19 protein-coding genes are annotated in these 20,959 nt (G+C 42.6%); 13 read left to right on the top strand and 6 right to left on the bottom strand.

The annotated features are described in order from the left end of the window. Positions 1-248 precede the first annotated feature (248 nt). Entirely contained in the window at positions 249-1,277 is a 1,029-nt protein-coding gene (locus tag CW749_RS18535) for an IS110 family transposase (protein WP_101113759.1), read from the bottom strand. Positions 1,278-1,732: 455 nt separating this feature from the next. On the opposite strand from CW749_RS18535, the gene CW749_RS28340 reads away from it, so the two are divergent. After that, positions 1,733-1,921, top strand: coding sequence for a hypothetical protein (locus tag CW749_RS28340; RefSeq protein ID WP_201797016.1), 189 nt, complete (start codon positions 1,733-1,735; stop codon positions 1,919-1,921). Between the two features lie 662 nt (positions 1,922-2,583). On the opposite strand, the gene CW749_RS18525 is transcribed toward CW749_RS28340, so the two are convergent. Continuing rightward, on the bottom strand, positions 2,584-3,441 hold the full coding sequence (locus CW749_RS18525; RefSeq protein ID WP_101113758.1) for an AraC family transcriptional regulator: 858 nt from the start codon (positions 3,439-3,441) through the stop codon (positions 2,584-2,586). A 183-nt stretch (positions 3,442-3,624) separates the two neighbouring features. Between CW749_RS18525 and CW749_RS18520 the strand changes: the two genes are divergently transcribed. Genes CW749_RS18520 through CW749_RS18510 form a run of 3 tightly spaced genes read left to right on the top strand, consistent with a single transcriptional unit; the run spans position 3,625 to position 5,829 of the window. Then, complete coding sequence (locus tag CW749_RS18520) at positions 3,625-4,341, top strand: SIS domain-containing protein (protein WP_101113757.1); 717 nt, start codon at positions 3,625-3,627, stop codon at positions 4,339-4,341. A 60-nt stretch (positions 4,342-4,401) separates the two neighbouring features. Further along, on the top strand, positions 4,402-5,148 hold the full coding sequence (locus CW749_RS18515) for a copper homeostasis protein CutC (protein ID WP_101113756.1): 747 nt from the start codon (positions 4,402-4,404) through the stop codon (positions 5,146-5,148). 36 nt (positions 5,149-5,184) lie between these two features. Further along, positions 5,185-5,829 (top strand): copper homeostasis protein CutC, encoded by a 645-nt coding sequence (locus CW749_RS18510; protein ID WP_101113755.1) that lies wholly within the window; start codon positions 5,185-5,187, stop codon positions 5,827-5,829. A 137-nt stretch (positions 5,830-5,966) separates the two neighbouring features. Here the strand turns inward: CW749_RS18510 and CW749_RS18505 are convergent, their stop codons facing one another. Continuing rightward, complete coding sequence (locus tag CW749_RS18505) at positions 5,967-6,896, bottom strand: DMT family transporter (RefSeq protein ID WP_101113754.1); 930 nt, start codon at positions 6,894-6,896, stop codon at positions 5,967-5,969. Between the two features lie 148 nt (positions 6,897-7,044). On the opposite strand from CW749_RS18505, the gene CW749_RS18500 reads away from it, so the two are divergent. Continuing rightward, complete coding sequence (locus CW749_RS18500) at positions 7,045-7,500, top strand: Lrp/AsnC family transcriptional regulator (protein WP_101113753.1); 456 nt, start codon at positions 7,045-7,047, stop codon at positions 7,498-7,500. Positions 7,501-7,549: 49 nt separating this feature from the next. Here the strand turns inward: CW749_RS18500 and CW749_RS18495 are convergent, their stop codons facing one another. Continuing rightward, positions 7,550-8,722, bottom strand: a complete 1,173-nt coding sequence (locus CW749_RS18495) for a DUF1611 domain-containing protein (RefSeq protein WP_101113752.1) — start codon at positions 8,720-8,722, stop codon at positions 7,550-7,552. Positions 8,723-9,299: 577 nt separating this feature from the next. Here CW749_RS18495 and CW749_RS18490 point away from each other — a divergent pair. From CW749_RS18490 to gspS2, 6 genes are all read left to right on the top strand, one after another. Further along, positions 9,300-9,533 (top strand): cold-shock protein, encoded by a 234-nt coding sequence (locus tag CW749_RS18490; RefSeq protein WP_101113751.1) that lies wholly within the window; start codon positions 9,300-9,302, stop codon positions 9,531-9,533. A 364-nt stretch (positions 9,534-9,897) separates the two neighbouring features. Continuing rightward, positions 9,898-10,356, top strand: a complete 459-nt coding sequence (locus CW749_RS18485) for a carboxymuconolactone decarboxylase family protein (protein ID WP_101113750.1) — start codon at positions 9,898-9,900, stop codon at positions 10,354-10,356. 310 nt (positions 10,357-10,666) lie between these two features. After that, positions 10,667-11,410: a helix-turn-helix domain-containing protein gene (locus CW749_RS18475; RefSeq protein WP_101113749.1), complete on the top strand. Its 744-nt coding sequence runs from the start codon at positions 10,667-10,669 to the stop codon at positions 11,408-11,410. 236 nt (positions 11,411-11,646) lie between these two features. After that, positions 11,647-12,873: a DUF1611 domain-containing protein gene (locus CW749_RS18470; protein ID WP_101113748.1), complete on the top strand. Its 1,227-nt coding sequence runs from the start codon at positions 11,647-11,649 to the stop codon at positions 12,871-12,873. After that, a complete protein-coding gene (locus tag CW749_RS18465; protein WP_101113747.1) occupies positions 12,870-14,015 on the top strand; it encodes an alanine/ornithine racemase family PLP-dependent enzyme in 1,146 nt (381 codons plus the stop codon). Before CW749_RS18470 ends, CW749_RS18465 begins: the two co-directional genes overlap by 4 nt. Next, positions 13,960-14,337, top strand: a complete 378-nt coding sequence (gene gspS2, locus CW749_RS18460) for a type II secretion system pilot lipoprotein GspS-beta (protein WP_237322489.1) — start codon at positions 13,960-13,962, stop codon at positions 14,335-14,337. Before CW749_RS18465 ends, gspS2 begins: the two co-directional genes overlap by 56 nt. A gap of 197 nt (positions 14,338-14,534) precedes the next feature. On the opposite strand, the gene hflC is transcribed toward gspS2, so the two are convergent. Together hflC and hflK are read right to left on the bottom strand one after the other, a co-directional pair. Beyond that, on the bottom strand, positions 14,535-15,539 hold the full coding sequence (gene hflC / locus CW749_RS18455; protein ID WP_101113746.1) for a protease modulator HflC: 1,005 nt from the start codon (positions 15,537-15,539) through the stop codon (positions 14,535-14,537). Next, complete coding sequence (hflK, locus tag CW749_RS18450; RefSeq protein WP_101113745.1) at positions 15,536-16,600, bottom strand: FtsH protease activity modulator HflK; 1,065 nt, start codon at positions 16,598-16,600, stop codon at positions 15,536-15,538. The genes hflC and hflK overlap by 4 nt, the downstream gene beginning before the upstream one ends. A gap of 496 nt (positions 16,601-17,096) precedes the next feature. Between hflK and dld the strand changes: the two genes are divergently transcribed. Beyond that, positions 17,097-18,803: a D-lactate dehydrogenase gene (gene dld / locus CW749_RS18445; protein WP_101113744.1), complete on the top strand. Its 1,707-nt coding sequence runs from the start codon at positions 17,097-17,099 to the stop codon at positions 18,801-18,803. Positions 18,804-19,273: 470 nt separating this feature from the next. Beyond that, positions 19,274-20,809 (top strand): alanine/glycine:cation symporter family protein, encoded by a 1,536-nt coding sequence (locus tag CW749_RS18440; RefSeq protein WP_101113743.1) that lies wholly within the window; start codon positions 19,274-19,276, stop codon positions 20,807-20,809. Positions 20,810-20,959: the final 150 nt, after the last annotated feature.

Below are 20,959 nucleotides of genomic sequence, written 5' to 3'. Positions count from 1 at the left end.
TATACCCATATATGGTCTCCTCCCAGTTTGCAAGACGACAGCTTGGCTGAAGGGACAGGTTGCTTTCATATATCCGGCCTGTTTCTGAAGCTCTCTCGCTTCTGGCCTCGATGAGACTTCGCGCATACTGTTCTTATCAAGTGAGCGGCTTCGTGAGCCATGGGTATAACCAGAATTTCAGTATGCCGGTCTGACCTGTTTTCATCCTTACTATTGTCTTCGCAACCTAGGGTTGAGAATGCCTTTACTTATGCCTGTGAACAGCTAGGCTGATACGTCTCTCCCCTAGACACGAGCACCCACGCCATTCGCATTAATTTGTTTGCCAACGCGACCGTCGCTTTATTAAAACCTCGTTGAGTCACTAAGCGATTTATCCAAAGACTTAATCTGTCCGCCTTATTTTTCGCCCGACTTACCACGGAGCGCGCACCATGAATCACCAGAGAGCGAAGGTGCCTGTCACCACGCTTACTGATCCCCAACAATACTTCCCGACCTCCTGTACTGAACTGCCTTGGGACTAAACCTAGAGCCGCCGAAGCATCACGCCCACGTTTGAACTGTTGACCATCGCCCATCCACGCTTTGACACTTTGACTCACAACAGGACCAAAACCTGGAAGTGTCATAAGTCGTTGACTGGTCTCATCGCCTTTCGCACGCCGAGACAGCTCTTGGTCATACCATGATAACTCTTCATCTAGATGAACTAAGCGAGAATATTGACGGCGCAGTAATTGTCGAAAATCACTGGTTAGTCCATTGGTGTCATCATCCATTATCTTCGGTAAGGCTCCTCGCAAAACATGGCACCCTTTTGGTAACACAATGCCATACTCGGCTACCAAGCCTCTCACATGATTGAGCAGTCGGGTTCGCTCTGTATTTAAGTGCCGGCGCATCTGCAAAAACACTTGTTCGTCTTGTTGTTCGAGCGTTTTGACTGGGACATGACGAATGGCACCATGAATACTCGCCTCGCCAATGGCTTGTGCATCGTTGTAGTCATTTTTTTGCCCTCGCAGATAGCCTTTCACATGCTGAGGTGGCAGAAGTTCGACTTGATGCCCTAACTGACTTATCTCCCGTCCCCAGTAATGCGAAGAGGCACAGGCTTCCATTGCTACAACGCATCTCTCTAATTGAGCGAGATAACGGAGAAGCTGGGAACGGCTCAGTCTTTTCTTCATCATCGGTTGACCCAGCTCGTTAAACATAAAGAGATAGAAATAATTTTTTGCTAAATCAATACCAAGCGTTTTACACTGATTCATGGTCTTCTCCTGTTTATCTGGATAGTTATTTCATCTCTATCATGGCGCATTGTGACGCCGATGTAGAATGGGAGGAGACCATCTCATCAAGTGACCTCAAGATGTTCGGTTCAGCGAGAATTAACTGGCTTTCAGACAAGACACCGATTTGATGACCTAGTGGTTCTAAATTAAGAATCGGTAACGCAGTATGAAAACCCGTTAAACTCGCCCTTGGGAGCCCATATTCTGTCCCATTTCATCGTCAAAGAACTTGGAAAGGATTCATCATTCCGCTGCGTTCCTGATTTTTTGAAATAAAGAGGCTTGAACTGAAACAGAATATGAGGCTCTGAATCCTGCATCTTGAGGTCACTTGGGTATATAAGTATTAGAAACATAAAATGGCATTTTAATAACTTTAGCTAAGGATTTAGCTTATTAAGATAACCTGACCTTCGCATAAGGACCTAGGCATGAATAATTTAGACACTGTTTTCGTGGATGTCGACGACTTTTATCAGACTTTCCTCCCTGCATGGCAAAAGCTCCTCATATCCTCTGGAGATAAACAAAGAAACAAACCCTCCCGTCTTTCTATTAGTGAAGTGATGATGTTAGTTATCTCGTTTCATCAATCCGGCTTCTGGGATTTCAAGACTTAATACACAGGGTTTGCCTATCGCTTTCTCACCCGTGGGTTCCCTAAAATTGGTCAGCTAAACCAGAATGTTCTAGCTCGTGCAAAAGCATTCTCGTGCCTCTTTTCTCCTATCTTTCCCATCGTCAGGCTAAGCCTACGGGCATCACTTTTGCTGATTCAACCAAACTGCAACTCTGTCACAGCCTGAGTATCCTCAGACATCAAGTCTTTGTGGGCGTTGCCAAGAGAAGGAAGGAAACAATGGGCTGGTTCTACGAGGTTAAGCTTCATCTCAATATCAATGACCAAGTCGGTATCATTTAAGTCAAGGTAACGACTGCCAATGTGGATGACAGAGAACCCGTTTCAGATATGGCAGATAGCCTATGGGCAGTTTGTACGGAGATAAGGGCTATATATCGCAAGAGTGGGAGGAGAGATGCGTGACGCTCATCGCAGGTATAAAAAAGAACATGAAACCCAAGGTAATGAAGCTGCGTTAGTTTTATAGTAAATCTGCTCAATGGTCTAATTGCCTATTCCTTCCAGCCGAGAAATGGGTGAACAACCAACTCGTCTTTGCATCTGTGTCACTGATCGGGAAGTGGATCTATCCAATACATAGAAGAGCCGCAATCGCAGCTCTTTTCTTATAATAAGCCCCATTAACCATCTCATACCGCCTTACCTAAACCTCTGCCGATATTGAGTTGGCGACATCCCTTTGTATTTCTTAAACAGTCGGTTGAAGTTAGAGCGGTTGGTATAACCCACATTTTCTGCAATTAAGCTTACTGGCTGCGACGTGGTGGTGAGTAATTGGGAGGCGTGATTTAACCTGAGTTTCATCAAGTATGAGGTGTAACTTTCATTAAAGTGTTGAATAAACCAACGGTGAATGGTGTTTTCACTTACGTACATGTAGTCCGCAAGGTTTTTAAGCGTAATATCTGATGCGTAATGATTGTCGATGTATTTGCACACTTGCTCAATTTTACTGTAGTTGGCGTTCGTTTTTTCCTTTTCCCCTTCTGACAAATACGAAAGCAAAGTGGTATGGGATTGATCTGCGCACAACTCACCCAGAACCTGCATCAATACGGCAAGCTGCCCGATAGGGGTCAGGTGATTAAAATTATCGAGATGCTGAAAAACCTTTTCAGCGGTGTCGATGGAAAACCGAACCCCCTTACTGGCACTCTTAATCACTGGTCCTAACTGCCTAAGTTCGACGCAGCTGTACATCAGTTTGGCAATCCATTCTTCTCGAAACCAGATAACGTGAGTTTCACACGGGTTTTGTTCATTAGAGTTTATCGATTCAAAGCTGTGCGCAATACCCGGACCAATCAACAACAGTTCGTTGTGCTCTATCTCGCCTTCAAAGTGCCCAACTCTCGATTTCCCCTGAAAGTTTCTGTGTAAAACGAGTTCAAACTCCTGATGTGCATGCCAATATTCTGGCTTCGTCACCTCTTCAAACATCTTATAGCGCCAAGACCAACCGACGCGTTGAGGGACTTTTTGCATCGTTGCTTTCATCAAAAATCGTCTCCCTGTTTACTTACTATGGTCGTGAATTTGCACATGTCGTGACTGTGCAGTGATAACACGCACAATCGATATTAATCAAGAAAAGTATCAATAGTCGATAGCTTAGTATCAATTACGCCATTTTGCGGTGATACGGTAGTTAAGTCAGCACAGTTAAGGAGGCGACACATTATGTCCGAATATTTTCATTGCTTACTGCCCAAATTGACTTCCGTTATCGAATCAAACCAAGAGGCGCTGTCTCAAGCGACGGCGTTGTTTGCTCAAGCCATTGTGAAAGACAACATGATACAAGTCTTAGGAACAGGTCATTCTCATATGATTGGTTTGGAAGGATTCATTCGTGCGGGCGGCCTTGGCAACATCAACGCCATTTTGGATTCTGTGTTACTCACAAACGATGGCGCACTTCGTGGCTCCGCCATGGAGAAACTGCCGGGGCTGGCGGAGGTCATTTGGAACGACCAAAACATCTCCCCCAACGATGTGGTCATGGTTATCTCCAACTCAGGGCGAAACGCTCTGCCAGTTGAATTTGCTCAACTGGCAAAAAGTAAAGGTCACCCTGTTATCGCGATAACCTCGGTAGAACAATCATCTAAATACGAAAGCCGCCATAGTTCTGGATTGAAATTAATGGACATCGCAGACATCGTAATTGATAACCAAGTACCTTCTGGTGATGGGCTTTGCAATATAAATGGCAAAGTGACTGGTGCTTTTTCTAGTATATCTGGGATGCTCATTATGAATACGCTTGTGGTGGAAGCACAAAAAGAAGCGCTTAAACAAGGTGTCACCCCACTTATATTCTCAAGTCAGAATGTGGATGGTTTCGACAACGATTATGTGTATCGGCATTTTGGCTCTCGACTGAAATCGATGTAAATAAAAACTCATAACGGTCATACATATTAAACCAGAAAATATCGTTGTAGACAGAGGAATATTAATATGGAAATAGAAGCATCCATCGGAAATATAGAATCTCTTTATAGTGCCATTGCGGGTGGTGCCACTCGAATTGAACTTTGTTCGGCATTAGCGCTTGGGGGATTAACACCCAGTTATGGATTTATGCAGCAAGCAGGAAAAATATCCACCGTACCTGTCTATGCCATTATTCGCCCTCGACAAGGGGACTTCTTTTATAGCGAAGAAGAAATAGACATTATGATGTTCGATATTAAGTGTGCTAAACAAGCAGGCTTGCAAGGTGTGGTGCTTGGCGCGTTAACATCTACAGGGCATATTCATACGCAACATGCGAGAAAGCTTTGTGATTACGCTCATAAACTGAAGCTTGGCGTTACCTTTCATCGCGCATTTGATCAGTGCAATAGTGCAGAAAAAGGGTTAGAAGACGTTATTGACCTAGGCTGTGAACGCGTTTTAACGTCTGGGCTCGCCGCTGCCGCACCGCTGGGCACGATCACTCTAGCGAATCTCGTTCAACAAGCAGGAACACGTATCTCAATCATGGCAGGAGCTGGGGTAAACGCAGGTAATGCAAGAGCACTTGTAGACAAAACCAAAGTGCAAGAGCTGCACCTTTCAGGCAAAACGACTCGTCCAACGAAAATGGTGTACACCTCGCAATACAGCAAAATGGGGGCAGATAATATTGATGACTATCAAATCCCTGTCACCGATAAACAGGCTATCGCTGAAATAGTTCGTCTTTTTCAACAATAAGTTAAACCTCACATTTTTATTAAAATAGGATAAGTCATGATAAAAGAAATCTGTGTAGAGAATTTCACCTCTATTCCTGACGCCATAAAAAATGGCGCAAATAGAATTAGCTTAAAGGACAATTATTTAGAACAAGGTACGACCGTCAGTAAGGGCGTAATGAAAGCCTCGATTGAGTATGCGAATAAATATAAAATTCCCGTTGTTATTTGTATAAGACCAAGAAAAGGGAATTTTGTTTATTCGCCTCAAGAAATTGAAATAATGCAAACTGATATCCAATTGGCAAAAGAATTAGGCGCAACGGCCATAGACTTTGGTTGTTTAAAAGAAAATAACTCTCTAGATAAGGACGCCATATTAAAAATATTGGAATCGGCTAAAGGGATAAAAACAGTATTCCATATGGCTTTTGATGATATTCCAAGATCAGAACATCAAGAAGCGATTGACTGGCTGCATGAGCAAGGTATTACTCATATCCTTTCGCACGGGGGCCCTATTTCTGACCCCATCGATTTGGCTTATTTAAAAGAACTGGTCGAGATGACAAAAGAGAAGCTAACTATTGTTCCCGGAGGTGGAGTTAACTATACCAACGCAGAAGCCATTGCTAACGAACTTGGAGTGAGCGAAGTACATGGCTCACACATTGTTAAATTAGATAATTATGAGTTTTAGTACCTAATCTCAAGTCTCAATTCGCAATCTAACACTTGAGGGATATCTAGAGTAATTAAAGCTTTCTGAACTAAAGAATGCTCACTGCGCAGTGAATCCAAATCAATTTTAAAGGTCCATGCCTCAACATGGCAAACCTAAGCACGATTAGAAAGAACAACCCCTGCTACCGTAAGGCAAATACCCCCAATAATCGCAATGGTCAACGCCTCACCGAACACTGGTACAGCCGCAAGTGCTGTTATCCCTGGTGACAAAGAACCAATGGTTGACGACTGCGCCGATCCTAGTTGCCTAACTGCGTAGCTATAGCCAACCGTAGACAAAAGACCCACGCAAAAACCCTGTACCAGAATAAATGGCAGCGCATCTTGGAGGGTATACGAACCAAAATTACTTGTGACTAAGCCGCTTAGCATTAGTGCCACCGTAATCACCAGTGAGCACCACGAGATCAATATCGTCACAGCAATTGGGCTTAACCCAGATTGTTTCAAACTTATGGTGTACACCGCCCAAATCGTACTCGCACTCAATAAAACGACCACACCTTGCAAAAACGCACCAGACACAATATCAAGTTGCCCAACGATCATCGTGACAACGCCCATCATAATCATGGACAAAGCGATAATGCGTTTAATGTTGAAGCGACCCGCCAAAGCTGTATGTCGATAAAACATCCAACCTAAAACCGCGACGAAAAACGGTGGTGTGCCCGCCAAAACAGTTCCTACATAAGCAGCAGGGACCAAGCTTGCTCCATGCGATGCGACAAAGAAAAACGGAACGCCACCCAGCAGAATCAACAAAACGTCTCGCACTTTCGCTCGTCTTATTTCATGGAGATATCGGTAAGTAAAAGGAAGTAAAAGAATGACAGGAATAAGAAAACGCATTAACGCAACATCTGCCGTCGCCAATGGAGAAGAACCTATGGCGCGAATGGAAAGAGCGAAGCCTGTCCAAATCATCAAAACAAATGTAATGACCACGTAACCCTTCACCATTGGGGAGGCTGGCAATGAGTTAATCCCGCTAGATTGGGCGTAGATCGTTTTTTCCATGATAATTATTCCTGAACACCAATAAGATACAGGAGAATTATTCATCAAATTGCTCGCATTTATTCAGCGAATATCGTACCAATACATGGTATTGTTAGTGGAATAAATCAAACAAAACCAATTTAATAACGGAAACCGGCAGAGAATAATGGATAGAATCGATCGACACATACTTTCAGTACTTCAAAAAGAAGGCCGCTTATCTACCGCCGATTTATCTGAACGCGTTGGGCTTTCCCCCTCCCCTTGTGCAAGGCGATTAAAAAGGCTAGAAGATGAAGGCTATATTGAAGATTATCAAGCGAACTTAAGCCGTGAAAAAGTCGGTATTGCGATGAGCTTTTTTGTCGAGGTTAGCTTAAACAACCACCAAGCTGACTCGATAGAAAAGTTTGAGCAAGAATTGGCGAATATGGAAGAAGTGGTCAATGCCCATATTGTGTCGGGTGGCTACGATTACCTTCTTGAAGTCGTCAGCCCCAATTTGGCTGGCTATGAAGCCTTCACCAAAAAGCTTCATCGAATCACCAGCGTTAAAGACATTCATACCCACCTTTCTGTTAGGCAAGTGATCAATAAAAGCCCTTTACCCATTTTTGTTTGACTCTCTAATAGTGGAGCTGTTTATCTCGGGCGTGTCGGATATTTACTATTCATCGTTTAAGATCAGGGAAGAATCTGATAATCGCAGATAAAAGCTCATCTTCCGATTCAAAAAACAAATCTGTCACAGGCAAACCATGTTTTACAGTGTAATCCTTGATGTTTTCAATAATACGAGTGCCTTCAATACCTTCATTATTGAGTGTAATACTGATAACAGGAGACGAGGAGAAAAGCTCTACAAGAGTAATTTCTTCAGCCAAATTTGGCATAACAACTTGATTCGTGCCGCTTCTATAAACCCGACTTGGAACATGCTGCATTATAATCGCGTTAGGGCACGATCCTCGTATGATAGACGCACTCGTACAAAACGAAGGATGACTTAACGCTCCCTGACCTTCAATGACAATAACATCGGGATGCTCAATTTCATACGCATCAATGATTACTGCTTCTAACTCTCCCGCACAAAACTGGGATGGGACAGAATCTAACGCAGTACCATACACTGAGCCTTGCATTAAACTTGTTTGACCCGTAGCAACCATAACCGCATTTAGTCCATAACCTCGCAATGCAGTTGTAAGAATATTGGCAGTCGTTCGTTTACCGACAGCACAATCTGTCCCCATCACAAGGATTCGTGGACAATGTACTTCGGTAACTCTGCCTGTAAGCATCTGTAATTCAGAAATATTCCGAGGACGCCGAACATCTTCAATGTGAACTTCATAAAGCCTACTCGCTCTTACAAACTGAGGTTCATCACTCAAAAACTCATGCAGCCCATTAAGTATATTCATCCCATAACTCATTGCTTCGATTAACAAATTGCGTTCGTTAAAGCTTAACTTTCCATTAGATGGTGCCAATCCAAAGATGAAGTAGTCTGGAATTTTATCTGAAAACATCACGGCTTTTTCTAAATTCTGAACTATCGGGATCCCGTTTTCTATACCGTCAAGAACTGATCCACTGTCTTGACCTGTAAGCGTACTGTCAATGACGCAAAGTATATCGAATCGACTGGATATTCGGACAAGACCATTTGCCGTTTTCCCGTTATTTTTCCCAAAATGACCCTCACAATAAATGATCGCTGTCTCACGAGGGTAGCTAAAGAGTTCGGGTGTAAAACTGTAGCGAGCACTTGTTTTTTTTACTCTTCTACGAGGTATGTTTGGATTTAAACGAGTTACATTTGATTGAGTTCTGCACATAATTTGACCTTGCTGATAGTGAGCTCAGGGGGCAAAGTGTATGTATCGAACGCCAACTTCGAATTTAGGCAAAATGTCCCCACTAAGCGATGGGGGAAATGACACCCTAACATAAATCATTCGGATTGATTAAAAATTAATCAAACCGCAATTAAAGCTGCACCTCTCAATCGCCCTAGCTGGACAAGAATCTCTTGCCCAACTAATCAATTTATCGATTCTTCATTTATGAATCTGTGAGTTGTTTATACAAAGGGGACGACTCCCCAAACTTAATAGGTATTACCATAGTAATTCGCATACAAATCAGCGTTTTTTGATAATCAAATGAGGCAAGAGAAAAATGAATTTTAAAATAAAGCTCGCTATTTTATAAACTAGGAGTAGTGTACACAAGGAACTCCTAACCTAACTGAGTTGTTAGTGACACCTACAGTGTAAGTTCTTCACAGAAGATTTACGAACTGTCTCTAATTCGTTTATGTCCCTGCGTGAGATTTATTCTCTTCGGTCACTCAATGACTCGAATTATCAGCCAAAACAACCAATGCGTTCGTTTTCTAATTCGAGGTCTATCATGTCTATCCAATACACAGGCTCCGTCAAGTGGTTCAGTAACACTAAAGGCTTCGGCTTTATTACCCAAGATAATGGAGAGAAAGATGTCTTTGTTCGCACCGATTCTGTTAGAACTGAAGAAAATAATGATTTGATGCAAGGTCAAAAAGTTAGCTTTCACATTAAACATGGGAAAAGAGGTATGCAAGCTACACAGGTCGTTATCCTAAGACCATATCCGAGCCATTACTAACCCATATTACAAGCCAACCCAGCTCCTTAAGAAAGGTCTAAAGCTCTCTAAAACAACCTAACACTTGGATGGGAGTTTTTGTTGGGGTATTTCAAATTAACCATATAACGCAAAACCTGTTCTCGTTGTACTTTGAGCCTAAAGCGAACTGCTTGTCTACCCCATTTCAAGCTCATGTTTGCCTAGGCTCTTTTTTTCTTGTCTCTATACCTCAAAAACCTTCATCGAATCACTGGCGTTAAAGACCAAGCCGATTATGCTCACGTTCCTTTTTTAGGATGCTTTCGGCTTTATGTCGAATTTATTCAATCAATCAAATTCTCCGTTCTTTAAGCTAAGCACATCTAATAAAGGAGAAACTCAAATGACGACTAGATTGGACTATTTCAACGCAGCACCCGAAGGTATTCAAATTCTATTGGAGCAGGAGAGTTACCTGCAAGCCCAGTTTGAACAGCAACGTAGCCTTTCCATTTCACTATTGGAACTTGTGAAATTGCGCGTTTCACAAATTAACCAATGTGCATTTTGTATCGACATGCACAGTAAAGATGCCTTAAAAAGCAGTGAGTCTGAACATCGTTTAATTGGTTTAAGCGCATGGAGAGACATGCCTCTCTATAGTAAAGATGAAAAAGCAGCTTTACATTGGGCAGAGGTTGTCACTGAAGGAAAAGTGATATCAGAGCAAGATTACACGTCTACGTTAAACACGTTTGGAGAGCAAGGTATCGTTACATTAACGCTCGCTATTAACGCAATCAATAGCTGGAATCGCATTGCCAAAATATTCAAACCCGAGATAGGAAGTTTATCCAGCTAGATTTTAGTTAGGGTCTGTTAACCTTTCGTGGTTAAATTTTGTTCGAGTTCTATGCCTTTTAATCGCGACGCAAGGTGTGTAGCCTAGTCACTCTAAGCAAATACCTTGTAACAGAGAGTAAATGGCATAGAGCGGGGACGCCTAGTCGAACCCTTTGGGCAGCATTTGTGGCTTATTTCTACTGCGTTATCGCTCATTGATGTAGAGCGACTACACCGAATAAGCTCTGCCTTGTATAAATCACCCACAAATTGCTGCAAAAATCATCTCGAAAGGTCAACAGACCCTGATAATCGAGCAAAAATAAGAAATGGACTTCGAAATTGTAAAACCCAAACACAAGCTTGCCGACCATGTTCAAGGGATATGGTCGGTCGCCATGGTGAAAGGAAAACATCAAACGACGCTTAAACCATTGCATAGCGACGGTGGCTCGGGAGTGATGTTTGTTTTACAAGGAAACGTGCGGCTATCTGATTCAGAAATATCACACCCTATTTATCTTCAGCAATACAGTAAAACAACGCAATTCATAGAGTTCGCCGAAGGAACTCAGTTATGTGGTATTCGATTCCATCCGGGCATGATGCCAACCTCACTTCTTACCCACTCTGGTGACACGCTCCCTCAATCCCAATCTCCACTTTTAGCCAGCCTCTATTCTTTGCTGTTAGAGAAAACAAACCAAAGTAGTCGATTGGCTACGTTATACCGGTGGTGCACAGAGAATATCGACCTAAACGACGCCGTAATGGAGAAGCGCGCATTGCTGATCAACCAAGCCATACACGGGAAAATAGGTGAACAATTCCAGCACAATCAAAGGCAAATAGAACGAAATTTCCATAATTGGATAGGCATGAGCCCGAAATACTTCCAACGCTTACGCCGAGTTTATTCCAGCGTGGCGACATTAAGGGAAAACCCTGAAGTTTCACTCAGTGATTTTGCCTACGCGCAAGGCTTTTCAGACCAAGCACATATGACTCGGGAATTTAAAGCATTCGTGCTAACCACTCCAGGAGAAATGAGCTCACGATTGAAAAGGAGATAATGCTTTCTTAGTACTCTCTTCTTTGTACCTATGTATCACTTGAGTGTAAACAGCGGCTAGAACGATGTTTTGTTATCCGGAGTTGTAGTTACTTACAAATACCTAACGTCACCAAGTAAAGTATGTTAGTGTGTTAACTCTCCCTACAGCTTAGTAGGGGCTTCTTTTCTTTTCCGAACTCGTCAATTCGGCATCCCTTAGCGGTCTCCCTAAGCCTAATCTACTAGGCTCTAATTATGTCAATTCCAACTAAGAAATTAAGAAACATTTTTCACTTAACCAGTTCTGGCTTAAATGAGACAGATGTACAAACTGCTTCAATGCCTCTCGAAAAAAAACCTCCCGAACCATGGACTCCACTTTGTCATGATGTCAGCCCAGTATTACCTACCGCTATCATTTATTGTGAAGGTAACTTCGGAAAGATAGATGGAAAGACGGCTAATGGGTTGGTAAGACACTCCAACAACTACCGAATCTTATCGGTTTTAGATAGCGAAAATGCTGGGTTAGATTCTGGTGTGATTCTTGATGGGGAAGCAAACGCCATTCCTATTGTTGCAAACATCGAAGATGCCTTGCTTCACGCGAAAACAACTCCTGACTACTTTATTTTCGGAATCGCACCATCAAGTGGTTTGCTCTCTGATTCAGAGAAGGCAATTATTCTAAACGCGATGTCACTAAACATGAGCATCGTTAATGGCTTGCATGAATTCCTCAGTGATGACCCTATTTTTCTTGAAGCCAGTATAAAGAACAACGTTCATATCCTAGATATTCGAAAACCCAAAAATAAAGAGGAATTACGAACATTTAGTGGCGAAATACACGATGTTAAGTGCCCAAGAATTGCTGTTATGGGAACCGATTGTGCAATAGGAAAACGAACAACAGCTACAATGCTCACAAATGGGTTGAGAAAAAAAGGGCTTAACGTTGTCATGATTGCAACCGGTCAAACCGGTATCATGCAAGGTGCTCCTTACTGCGTTGCACTAGATGCCGTGCCTTCTCAATTTTGTGCTGGCGAATTAGAAGCCGCTATTGTTAAAGCATACGAACTAGAAAAGCCCGATCTCATCATAATTGAAGGGCAAGGTGCATTGAGCCATCCTGCATTTTCTACTAGTTCCTTTATATTGCGGGGCGCCTGTCCAACAGGCGTTATTTTACAACATGCCCCTAAACGTCTATATCGTGTTGACTTTGCTAATATGCCAATGCCTTCCATTGCTTCTGAAATCAATCTTATTGAAACATTTTCAGACACCTCGGTTATAGGATTAGCGCTGAATCACGAAGGAATGCCTTTAGATGAGGCTCTTACTACAATTAGTGCCTATTCCGCTGAGTTTGGTTTACCCGTCACTGCTCCTTTACTGCAACCCAAAGAACAACTTTTGCAAATAGTGCTGTCAGCCTATCCTCTTCTGACAAGCAAAATAGAAGAAAAGAGGTGAATTATCCAAGGCTAGACATCAACTGTTGTAAAATTCGCCACAATGCTCAGTTTCTTATTAAACAGCTCTCTTTAAGAAATGTTTCTGTCACACCAGTAACGAAAGTGTGTTTAGGCCACCCTATCATTGCCCAAGTCCTGATTGATGCTGGTGCAGGTATGCTCGCAGATTCTAGAATCGCAAATATACAAAGAATGACGCAATCTGGAATTACGGTGCCAACGATGTTGATACGTACTCCAATGCTTAGCCAAGTCGCACGTGTTGTTAAGTATTGTGACATCAGCCTTAATACTGAAGTAGAAGTTATTCAGAGACTTTCACGCGCAGCAAAGCAGCTAAACACTAAACACGGTGTGATTATTATGGTCGAGCTTGGGGATCTGAGAGAAGGCGTTATACCTAATCGCCTCATTGGCTTTATCCGAAAGATTATTTCCTTACCCAATATCATAATAAAAGGAATTGGAACCAATCTAGCGTGCCGTTATGGCATCGCACCCGATGATGAAAAAATGGCACTTCTCTCGGATCTTGCAAATGATGTTGAAGACAAGTTCGGGATCTGTCTTGATATTATTTCAGGTGGAAATTCCGCTTCAATCAATTGGGTTTTAGATCATGCAGGTCAATCTCGAGTTAATAACCTTCGTATAGGGGAAGCTATTTTCTTAGGTTGCGTTCCTATGGAGCAAGAACAAGTCCAAGGGTTACATACAGACGCAATTACATTGACCGCCGAAGTAATCGAATCCAAGATCAAGCCTTCTTTACCATGGGGAAGTCGTGGTTCAAACGCTTTTGGCGAAAAAGAAAGTATTCAAGACAGGGGGGCGGTGTCTCAAGCCATTCTCGCATTAGGTCGTCAAGACGTCTGTGTCGCCGGACTAAATGCTCCCAACAATATAAGAATTATTTCATCCAGCAGCGACCACTTAATTATTGAAACTTCAGGAAGTTCTCTAGCTGTGGGAGACAAAGTTCAATTTAGCGTCGATTACAGTGCGCTCTTGTCGTCCATGTCTTCTAGCTCGGTCCACAAAGTTTTCTACCAACCTTACTCTTTTCGAAATCAAAGAGGGGATAATGACCCTGAACCAACAACGAAATACATACGTACTATTCTTCATCGTTTTGCTTAGTGGCTGCTTATCAAGCCATATGTCAGTGAGTGCTTTATCAGACTATAGAGCAACGATTATTTCAAGCCAGTTACCACTAAAAGTTGGACCATTAACATTAGTTAAAGCTCAATCAGACGGTCAATACGTCACTCTCTATTTTAATAAGGAAGGTATTCTAGATATGGATAATTTAATCAAACGTGTTGCTCTACACTTCTGTGGTAGCCTTGAAACAAGAGACCTAATGAACCGCGGGGTGTCTTATCGAATCAGTACATTTGACTCTACAAAGATGGAAACGCAAATCCATATCATATCTGAAGAAAAATGCCTTAATTAACGCTAGACAATAAATCAATGTGAGAACCTGTGGTCTTGCTTGGCTAAATTTTCGGGCTCAATACGATATCAATCGTTTACTGATACAGAGCGACGACACGAACAAACTCTGAACGATTAAACTCTGTTTGACATAAAGAACCCGTAAATCACAGCAAAAACTCCTTAAAAGCTCAATAGCTCCTAGTTGGTGTCTTTTTACTCATCGTCTATTTTTTGTTGTCCCGCGATATATTTCCGCTTTCCTTCTATACCATTAATGAACTTGAACAAATCACTGTCAGTAGACAACACAAGCGTTGTATTTTCTTGAATGATAGTCGAATAAGATTGCATCGTACGTGTAAACTCATAAAGATGCACAGCCTCAGGGGTTTGGTTGTAAGCTAGGGCATAAATTTCGGCTGCTTTTGCATCAGCTTCACCGCGAATTTCCTCTACTTCACGATATGCTTCAGATTGGATTTTATTTAAATCTCTAACTCGATCACCTCGAATTCTTGCCGCCTCACCATTCCCCTCAGATAGAAAACGCTCTGCAATTTGGCGACGTTCGCTAATCATCCGCTCGTAAATTTTAGGGCGAACACTTTCATTGTAGTTAATGCGTTTAAATCGAATATCGAGCAACTCAATGCCAAAAATTTTTATTTTTTCTGACGCTGCTGAAAATATTTCTTGCTCCACGAATTGGCGTCCTTTTTGAATAGGGACAAGTGCCCCAATCTTCAATTCTGCTTCCTCATCACTTAATAAAGTATCTCTTAGTGGATCTCGATTTTTATTGGTACGAATAATTTCGATCAGCTTGTGCTTCGCCACAGCGTTACGAGTCTCACTCCCCAAAATATCGTCAAGTCGAGATTGTGCGCTGCGCTCATCTTTCAGGCGTAAAAAATACTGGAGTGGGTCGATAATTCGCCACCGAGCAAACAAATCAACAGAAATATACAGCTTGTCTTTTGTTGGCATATCGGAAGGGTTACCATCCCATTCCAATACTCGTTTATCGATCGTGTTAATCTCCTGAACATACGGTATTTTTATATTCAAACCTGCATCTACAACGGGCTCTCCAACTGGCTTTCCAAATTGAGTAATAATGACCTGCTGTACCTCGCTAACGGTGTAGAGTGCGTTGTACAAGCTTAAAGAACCCCCTAAGAGTAATGCTATTGCGACTCCTACTTTGACCCGTTTCATTGGGCTTCTCCTTGTGTTCCGTTGAGGTTGAGCAAAGGTAGAATATTATGTGCTTGCTCATCGATGATAATTTTGGAACGAATATTAGGTAATACAGCCTGCATTGTTTCAAGATAGATTCGCCTCTTAGTCACCTCCGGCGCTTTAGTGTATTCGGACAATAATGCATTGAACCGAGCCGTATCGCCTTCCGCTTCATTAATCCGTTTTAAGCGATAGCCATCAGCCTCTCTGATCCGCTGATCTTTTTCTCCTAAAGCCAAAGGGATGACTTTGTTGTAGTCTCGACGTGCTTCATTAATGAGCTTTTCTTTTTCCTGTTGAGCCTGATTAACTTCATTAAACGAACTTTGAACAGGCTTCGGCGGGTTGATGTTTTTTAACTGCACCTGATCAATACTGATCCCTAAAGTATATTTGGTCGTTAACGCTTGCATTTTAGCGAGGGCTTCCGACTCAATTTCTTGTCGACCAATCGTGATCACCTCATCCACAGTTCGGTCTCCTACCACTTCACGCATGACAGACTCCGAGACATACCGGAGTGTTTCACTAGGCTCTCGTACTTCAAACAGAAAATTAATGGGATCTGAGATTCGATATTGCACCACCCACTCGACGAGGGCTGCATTTAAATCGCCAGTGACCATTTGCGTTTCTTGCCGCCCAGAATTGGCTCGTGGACTTTGATTCGGGTCATTTGCACCCGGTGTTGTAAACCCAAACTCTTGTTTAAGCTGCCGTTTTACGGGCACTATTTTCACTGTATCAATTCCAAGTGGCATCTTAAGATGAAGCCCGGCTGGAACATTGTGTACATATTTGCCAAACCGCTGTATCACAGCAACAGAATCACTCGGCACGGTATAGAAAGCTGTCCATAAAAGAGGAGCTAAGAGGAAGATAATAAGAGGAGTAAAAAAGCTTGAAGGCTTTCCTCCTGGTAGGTTTTTTTTAAAAAAATGAATAATAGAAGAGAAAAATTCACCCAAATTAGGAGGGGCTTGTTTTCCTCCTCCCCAAGGGTTGGGGTTTTCTGAAGACTGGTTACTTAGGAGCATGAGAATGCCCTCCAGTTATAGGTGAACAATTTTTCACCTATTTCATACATTGGGGAGAAGTAATAATTAACAAGGGCACAACCACTTTTAATTATACTTTTGAATGCTCCTGTATGGATGTAATGACCTTTTGTGGTTAAATTTAGTTCGAGCTCTATACATTTCCATCGCTTCACCAGATAACACGCGCTTAGCCAACAGCTGCTCTTCCCCACCAACTCTAAAAACCATGCTCAAGATCACTTTCTCTTCACATAAAATCTAACATTCAATCTCTCTTGATTATGTCATTTATGGAAAAATACAATGTTATTTATTCCAATAATGCAATAATAAAAAATCATTAACCTATTGATTTAAAATGCATCCGAAGTTTTAACATGCACATTTAAATCGCATTTTTGGAAATTATGCGAAGCTCGCTTCTGGTTCGTATTGGGATTCGAATTTAAGATGAGTGCATAACAATGATTAACAAGCCGATCACAAGGACGCTATGAGTACCCAAGAGCTAATTAACACATTCACCGAAATTGTCGGGCACGAACACGTTTTAACTCAGGAAAAGAAAACGGAGTATTACCGCTCTGGTTTTCGCTCTGGTAAAGGCAAAGCGCTAGCGGTGCTTTTTCCGGGTACGCTAGTAGAGCAATGGCGTTTGTTAAAAGCGGCAGTAGCAGCGAACTGTATCGTCATTATGCAAGCTGCGAAGACTGGTCTTACTGAAGGTTCAGCCCCCAGCGGTGAAGACTACGATCGGGAAGTGGTGATCATCAATATCATGCGCATGAACGCTTTGCACTTAATAGACAATGGCAAGCAAGTCGTGAGCTTACCCGGTGTTAGTTTGCATCAGTTGGACAAAACATTGAAAACGGTTAACCGAGCCCCCCACTCTGTGATTGGTTCCTCCTCTATTGGTGCGACAGTGGTCGGTGGTATTGCGAATAATTCGGGGGGTGCACTCGTCAAGCGAGGTCCTGCGTACACTGAGCTTTCTTTGTTTGGGCAAGTAACCAAAGACGGTGAACTCGTACTGGTCAATCACTTGGGTATAGAGGGGCTTGGTGATACGCCAGAGGAAATCCTGACTAATGTCGAACAAGGCAACTTTGACCCAAGCAAGATTACCCATAATGATGCAATGGCATCAGACAGAGAATACGACGAGCGAGTACGAGATGTAGACGCAGAAACCCCTTCTCGCTTTAACGCAGATTCTCGTCGCCTATACGAAGCGAGTGGTTGTGCGGGCAAACTGGCAGTATTTGCCGTGCGTGTAGACAGCTACCCCGTACCTGAAAAAGAGCAAATTTTTTACATCGGTTGTAACGATCCTGCCAAGCTCACTATGTTGCGCCGAGAGATGCTAAGCAATTTTAAACATCTACCGGAAATGGGCGAATACATGCACCGCGATATCTTTAACCTATCCGAAACGTATGGCAAAGATGTGTTCCTTTCAATCCATCACTTAGGAACAGACAAGTTACCCAAATTTTTTGCTTTGAAAGCGAAAGTCGAAGCAACATTAAAACGCATTCCTTTTGTTTCAAAAGATTTGCCCGATATTTTGATGTATTGGGCAACCAAATTATTCCCACAACACCTCCCTAAGCGCATGCTCCAATTTAGGGATAAGTATGAGCATCATTTGATTTTAAAAATGAGTGATGGCGGCATTGAAGAAGCCAAACAGTATCTTGAGAACGTTTGGTCGAAACAAGAAGAGTGTGAGCACTTTGAATGTACTCCGGATGAAGGCAAAAAAGCTCTGTTAAACCGGTTTGCAGCAGCAGGCGCTGCCATTCGATATGAAACCATCCATTCTAAAGAAGTAGAAGACATCTTGGCCTTGGATATTGCATTGCGCCGCAACGATATTGATTGGGTTGAGCAACTGCCTGAAGAAATCACCAAAGATATGGTTATAGCGCTCTATTACGGTCATTTCATGTGTCATGTATTCCACCAAGATTACGTCTTCAAGAAAGGGGCAGACACAAAGAAAATCAAAGCCAAAATGTTAGAGCTTCTGACCAAAAAAGGGGCGAAATACCCTGCCGAACACAATGTTGGGCATTTATATGAAGCTGAGCAACAACTCCAAGCCTTTTACCACTCATTGGATCCCACCAATACGTTCAATCCAGGTATTGGCAAAATGAGTAAGTACAAACGCAATTGCAGTTGTTGTGGGTGATTCACTCAATTCATATATGCAACAAAAACCAACATGAAAATCAGCCAGAAACTCGAGCCTGGCTGATTTATTTTCAAACAAGCCATATTGATTTAAATGCTTATAAATAAATAAGTTACGAACAAAATTCAATCACACAAAAACAGGAGTGGAGTACTAACTGCGACAATCAAAAAGTTATATAGATTTTTAAACGCCGCGAAATTAAAAAACAATCCACCATATATCCAGCACCATACTGTTTAAATCCCTACAAAAGCAGAATTATGCAGCAAAAAAGCGTTTTTAAATGACACCTTCCAGTAAATAGCAGAAGTGTTTGACAGCTCATACTTTCCGACAGACATGTTGCGAACATGTTATAGGGGTGAATAATACGCTCCTGACTACGCCTATAAAAACACAACATAAAAAACACAACATATAAAAACTCTAAATCTCAATAAGTCTTTTTGACAGGAAGGAAACTTATGGACAAACGAATTCCACTTGCCTTATTGGCAAGTACCACAGCATGCAATGCTGCCGCCTCAAACCTTGATGACAAAATCAATGAAATCGTCGCGCCGATCGTTAACCCTTTTGTAGGAATGATCTTTTCGAGCATTCCTTTCCCTTTTACTGACGTACAGGTGCCGTGGATTGTTCTTTGGTTAGTTGTTGCAGCGATCTTTTTTACCGTCTACCTTGGTTTCATCAACGTCCGTGGATTCAAACACGCGTTGCAATTGGTTTCGGGCAAGTTCTCCGATCCAAAAGCCAAAGAGGAAGGTGAGGTTTCCCACTTTCAGGCATTAACCACTGCGCTTTCTGGAACAGTTGGCTTGGGTAACATCGCGGGTGTTGCCGTTGCTGTCTCTATTGGTGGTGCAGGTGCAACCTTCTGGATGATTCTTGCTGGCTTACTTGGTATGTCGAGTAAGTTTGTAGAATGTTCTTTGGGTGTGAAATACAGAAACACCAACCCAGATGGGTCGGTTTCTGGTGGTCCGATGTATTACCTCAGCAAAGGTCTAACAAAACGCGGTAATGCGGCTCTTGGTCGCACGCTGGCAGTATTGTTCTCAATCTTTGCGATCGGTGGTGCGCTGGGCGGCGGTAACATGTTCCAAGCGAACCAAGCATTTAAACAAGTTGTTGGCGTAACAGGCGGCGACGCTTCATTCCTAGCAGATAAAGGCTGGTTATTTGGTCTTATTCTGGCAGTCATCGTAGGTATCGTGATCATCGGTGGTATCAAATCCATCGCTAAAGTGACCGAGAAAGTAGTTCCGTTCATGGCGGCTATCTACGTTGGTGCAGCACTTATCATCATCCTACTTAACTTCGACCGTATCGACGATGCATTTGGTGCAATCTTCAATGGTGCATTTACTGGCGAAGGCGTGACTGGTGGTGTTATTGGCGTTCTAATTCAGGGCTTCAAACGTGCGGCGTTCTCGAACGAAGCCGGTGTGGGTTCTGCCGCTATTGCTCACGCAGCAGTTAAAACGAAAGAACCTATGTCTGAAGGTTTTGTATCGCTTCTAGAACCGTTCATCGATACCGTAGTGATTTGTACAATGACGGCGTTGGTTATCATTATCACGGGTTACCTAGACACAGATACTGGTTTAGCGGGCGTTGAGCTGACTTCTGCTGCCTTTGGTAGTGCCATTGGTTGGTTCCCGTACATTCTTGCCATTGCCGTTGTTCTGTTCGCGTTCTCAACTATGATTTCTTGGTCTTACTACGGCTTGAAAGCATGGACTTACCTATTTGGTGAAAGCAAAACAGCAGAACTTATCTTTAAGTTTATTTTCTGTACCTTCGTTGTCATTGGCTCAGCAATGAACCTAGGTCCTGTTATCGACTTCTCTGATGCGATGATCTTTGCAATGGCATTGGTGAACATTGTTGGTCTATACATTCTGGTTCCTGAAGTGAAACGCGACCTAGCGGATTACCTAGAGCGCTTACAAGCAGGTAAAGTATACAAAGTGCAAGACAACGCTGCTCAAGACTAAGCAGCCTTAGGCGAGTCAATTCAAAACAGCAGGCTTCGGTCTGCTGTTTTTCGTTTCTATCCTCTGTTTTTCATTTCAATACCGTTGTTTTTTATTTCTATACCGCTGTTTTCTATTTCTATACTAAAGGCGCCTCAAGATGTTCGGGGA

It is taken from the genome of Vibrio sp. vnigr-6D03, from assembly GCF_002835515.1.
Lineage (GTDB): Bacteria > Pseudomonadota > Gammaproteobacteria > Enterobacterales > Vibrionaceae > Vibrio > Vibrio penaeicida.
Note: the sequence above shows the minus strand (reverse complement) of the source record. Positions and strands in the feature narration are given on the sequence as shown.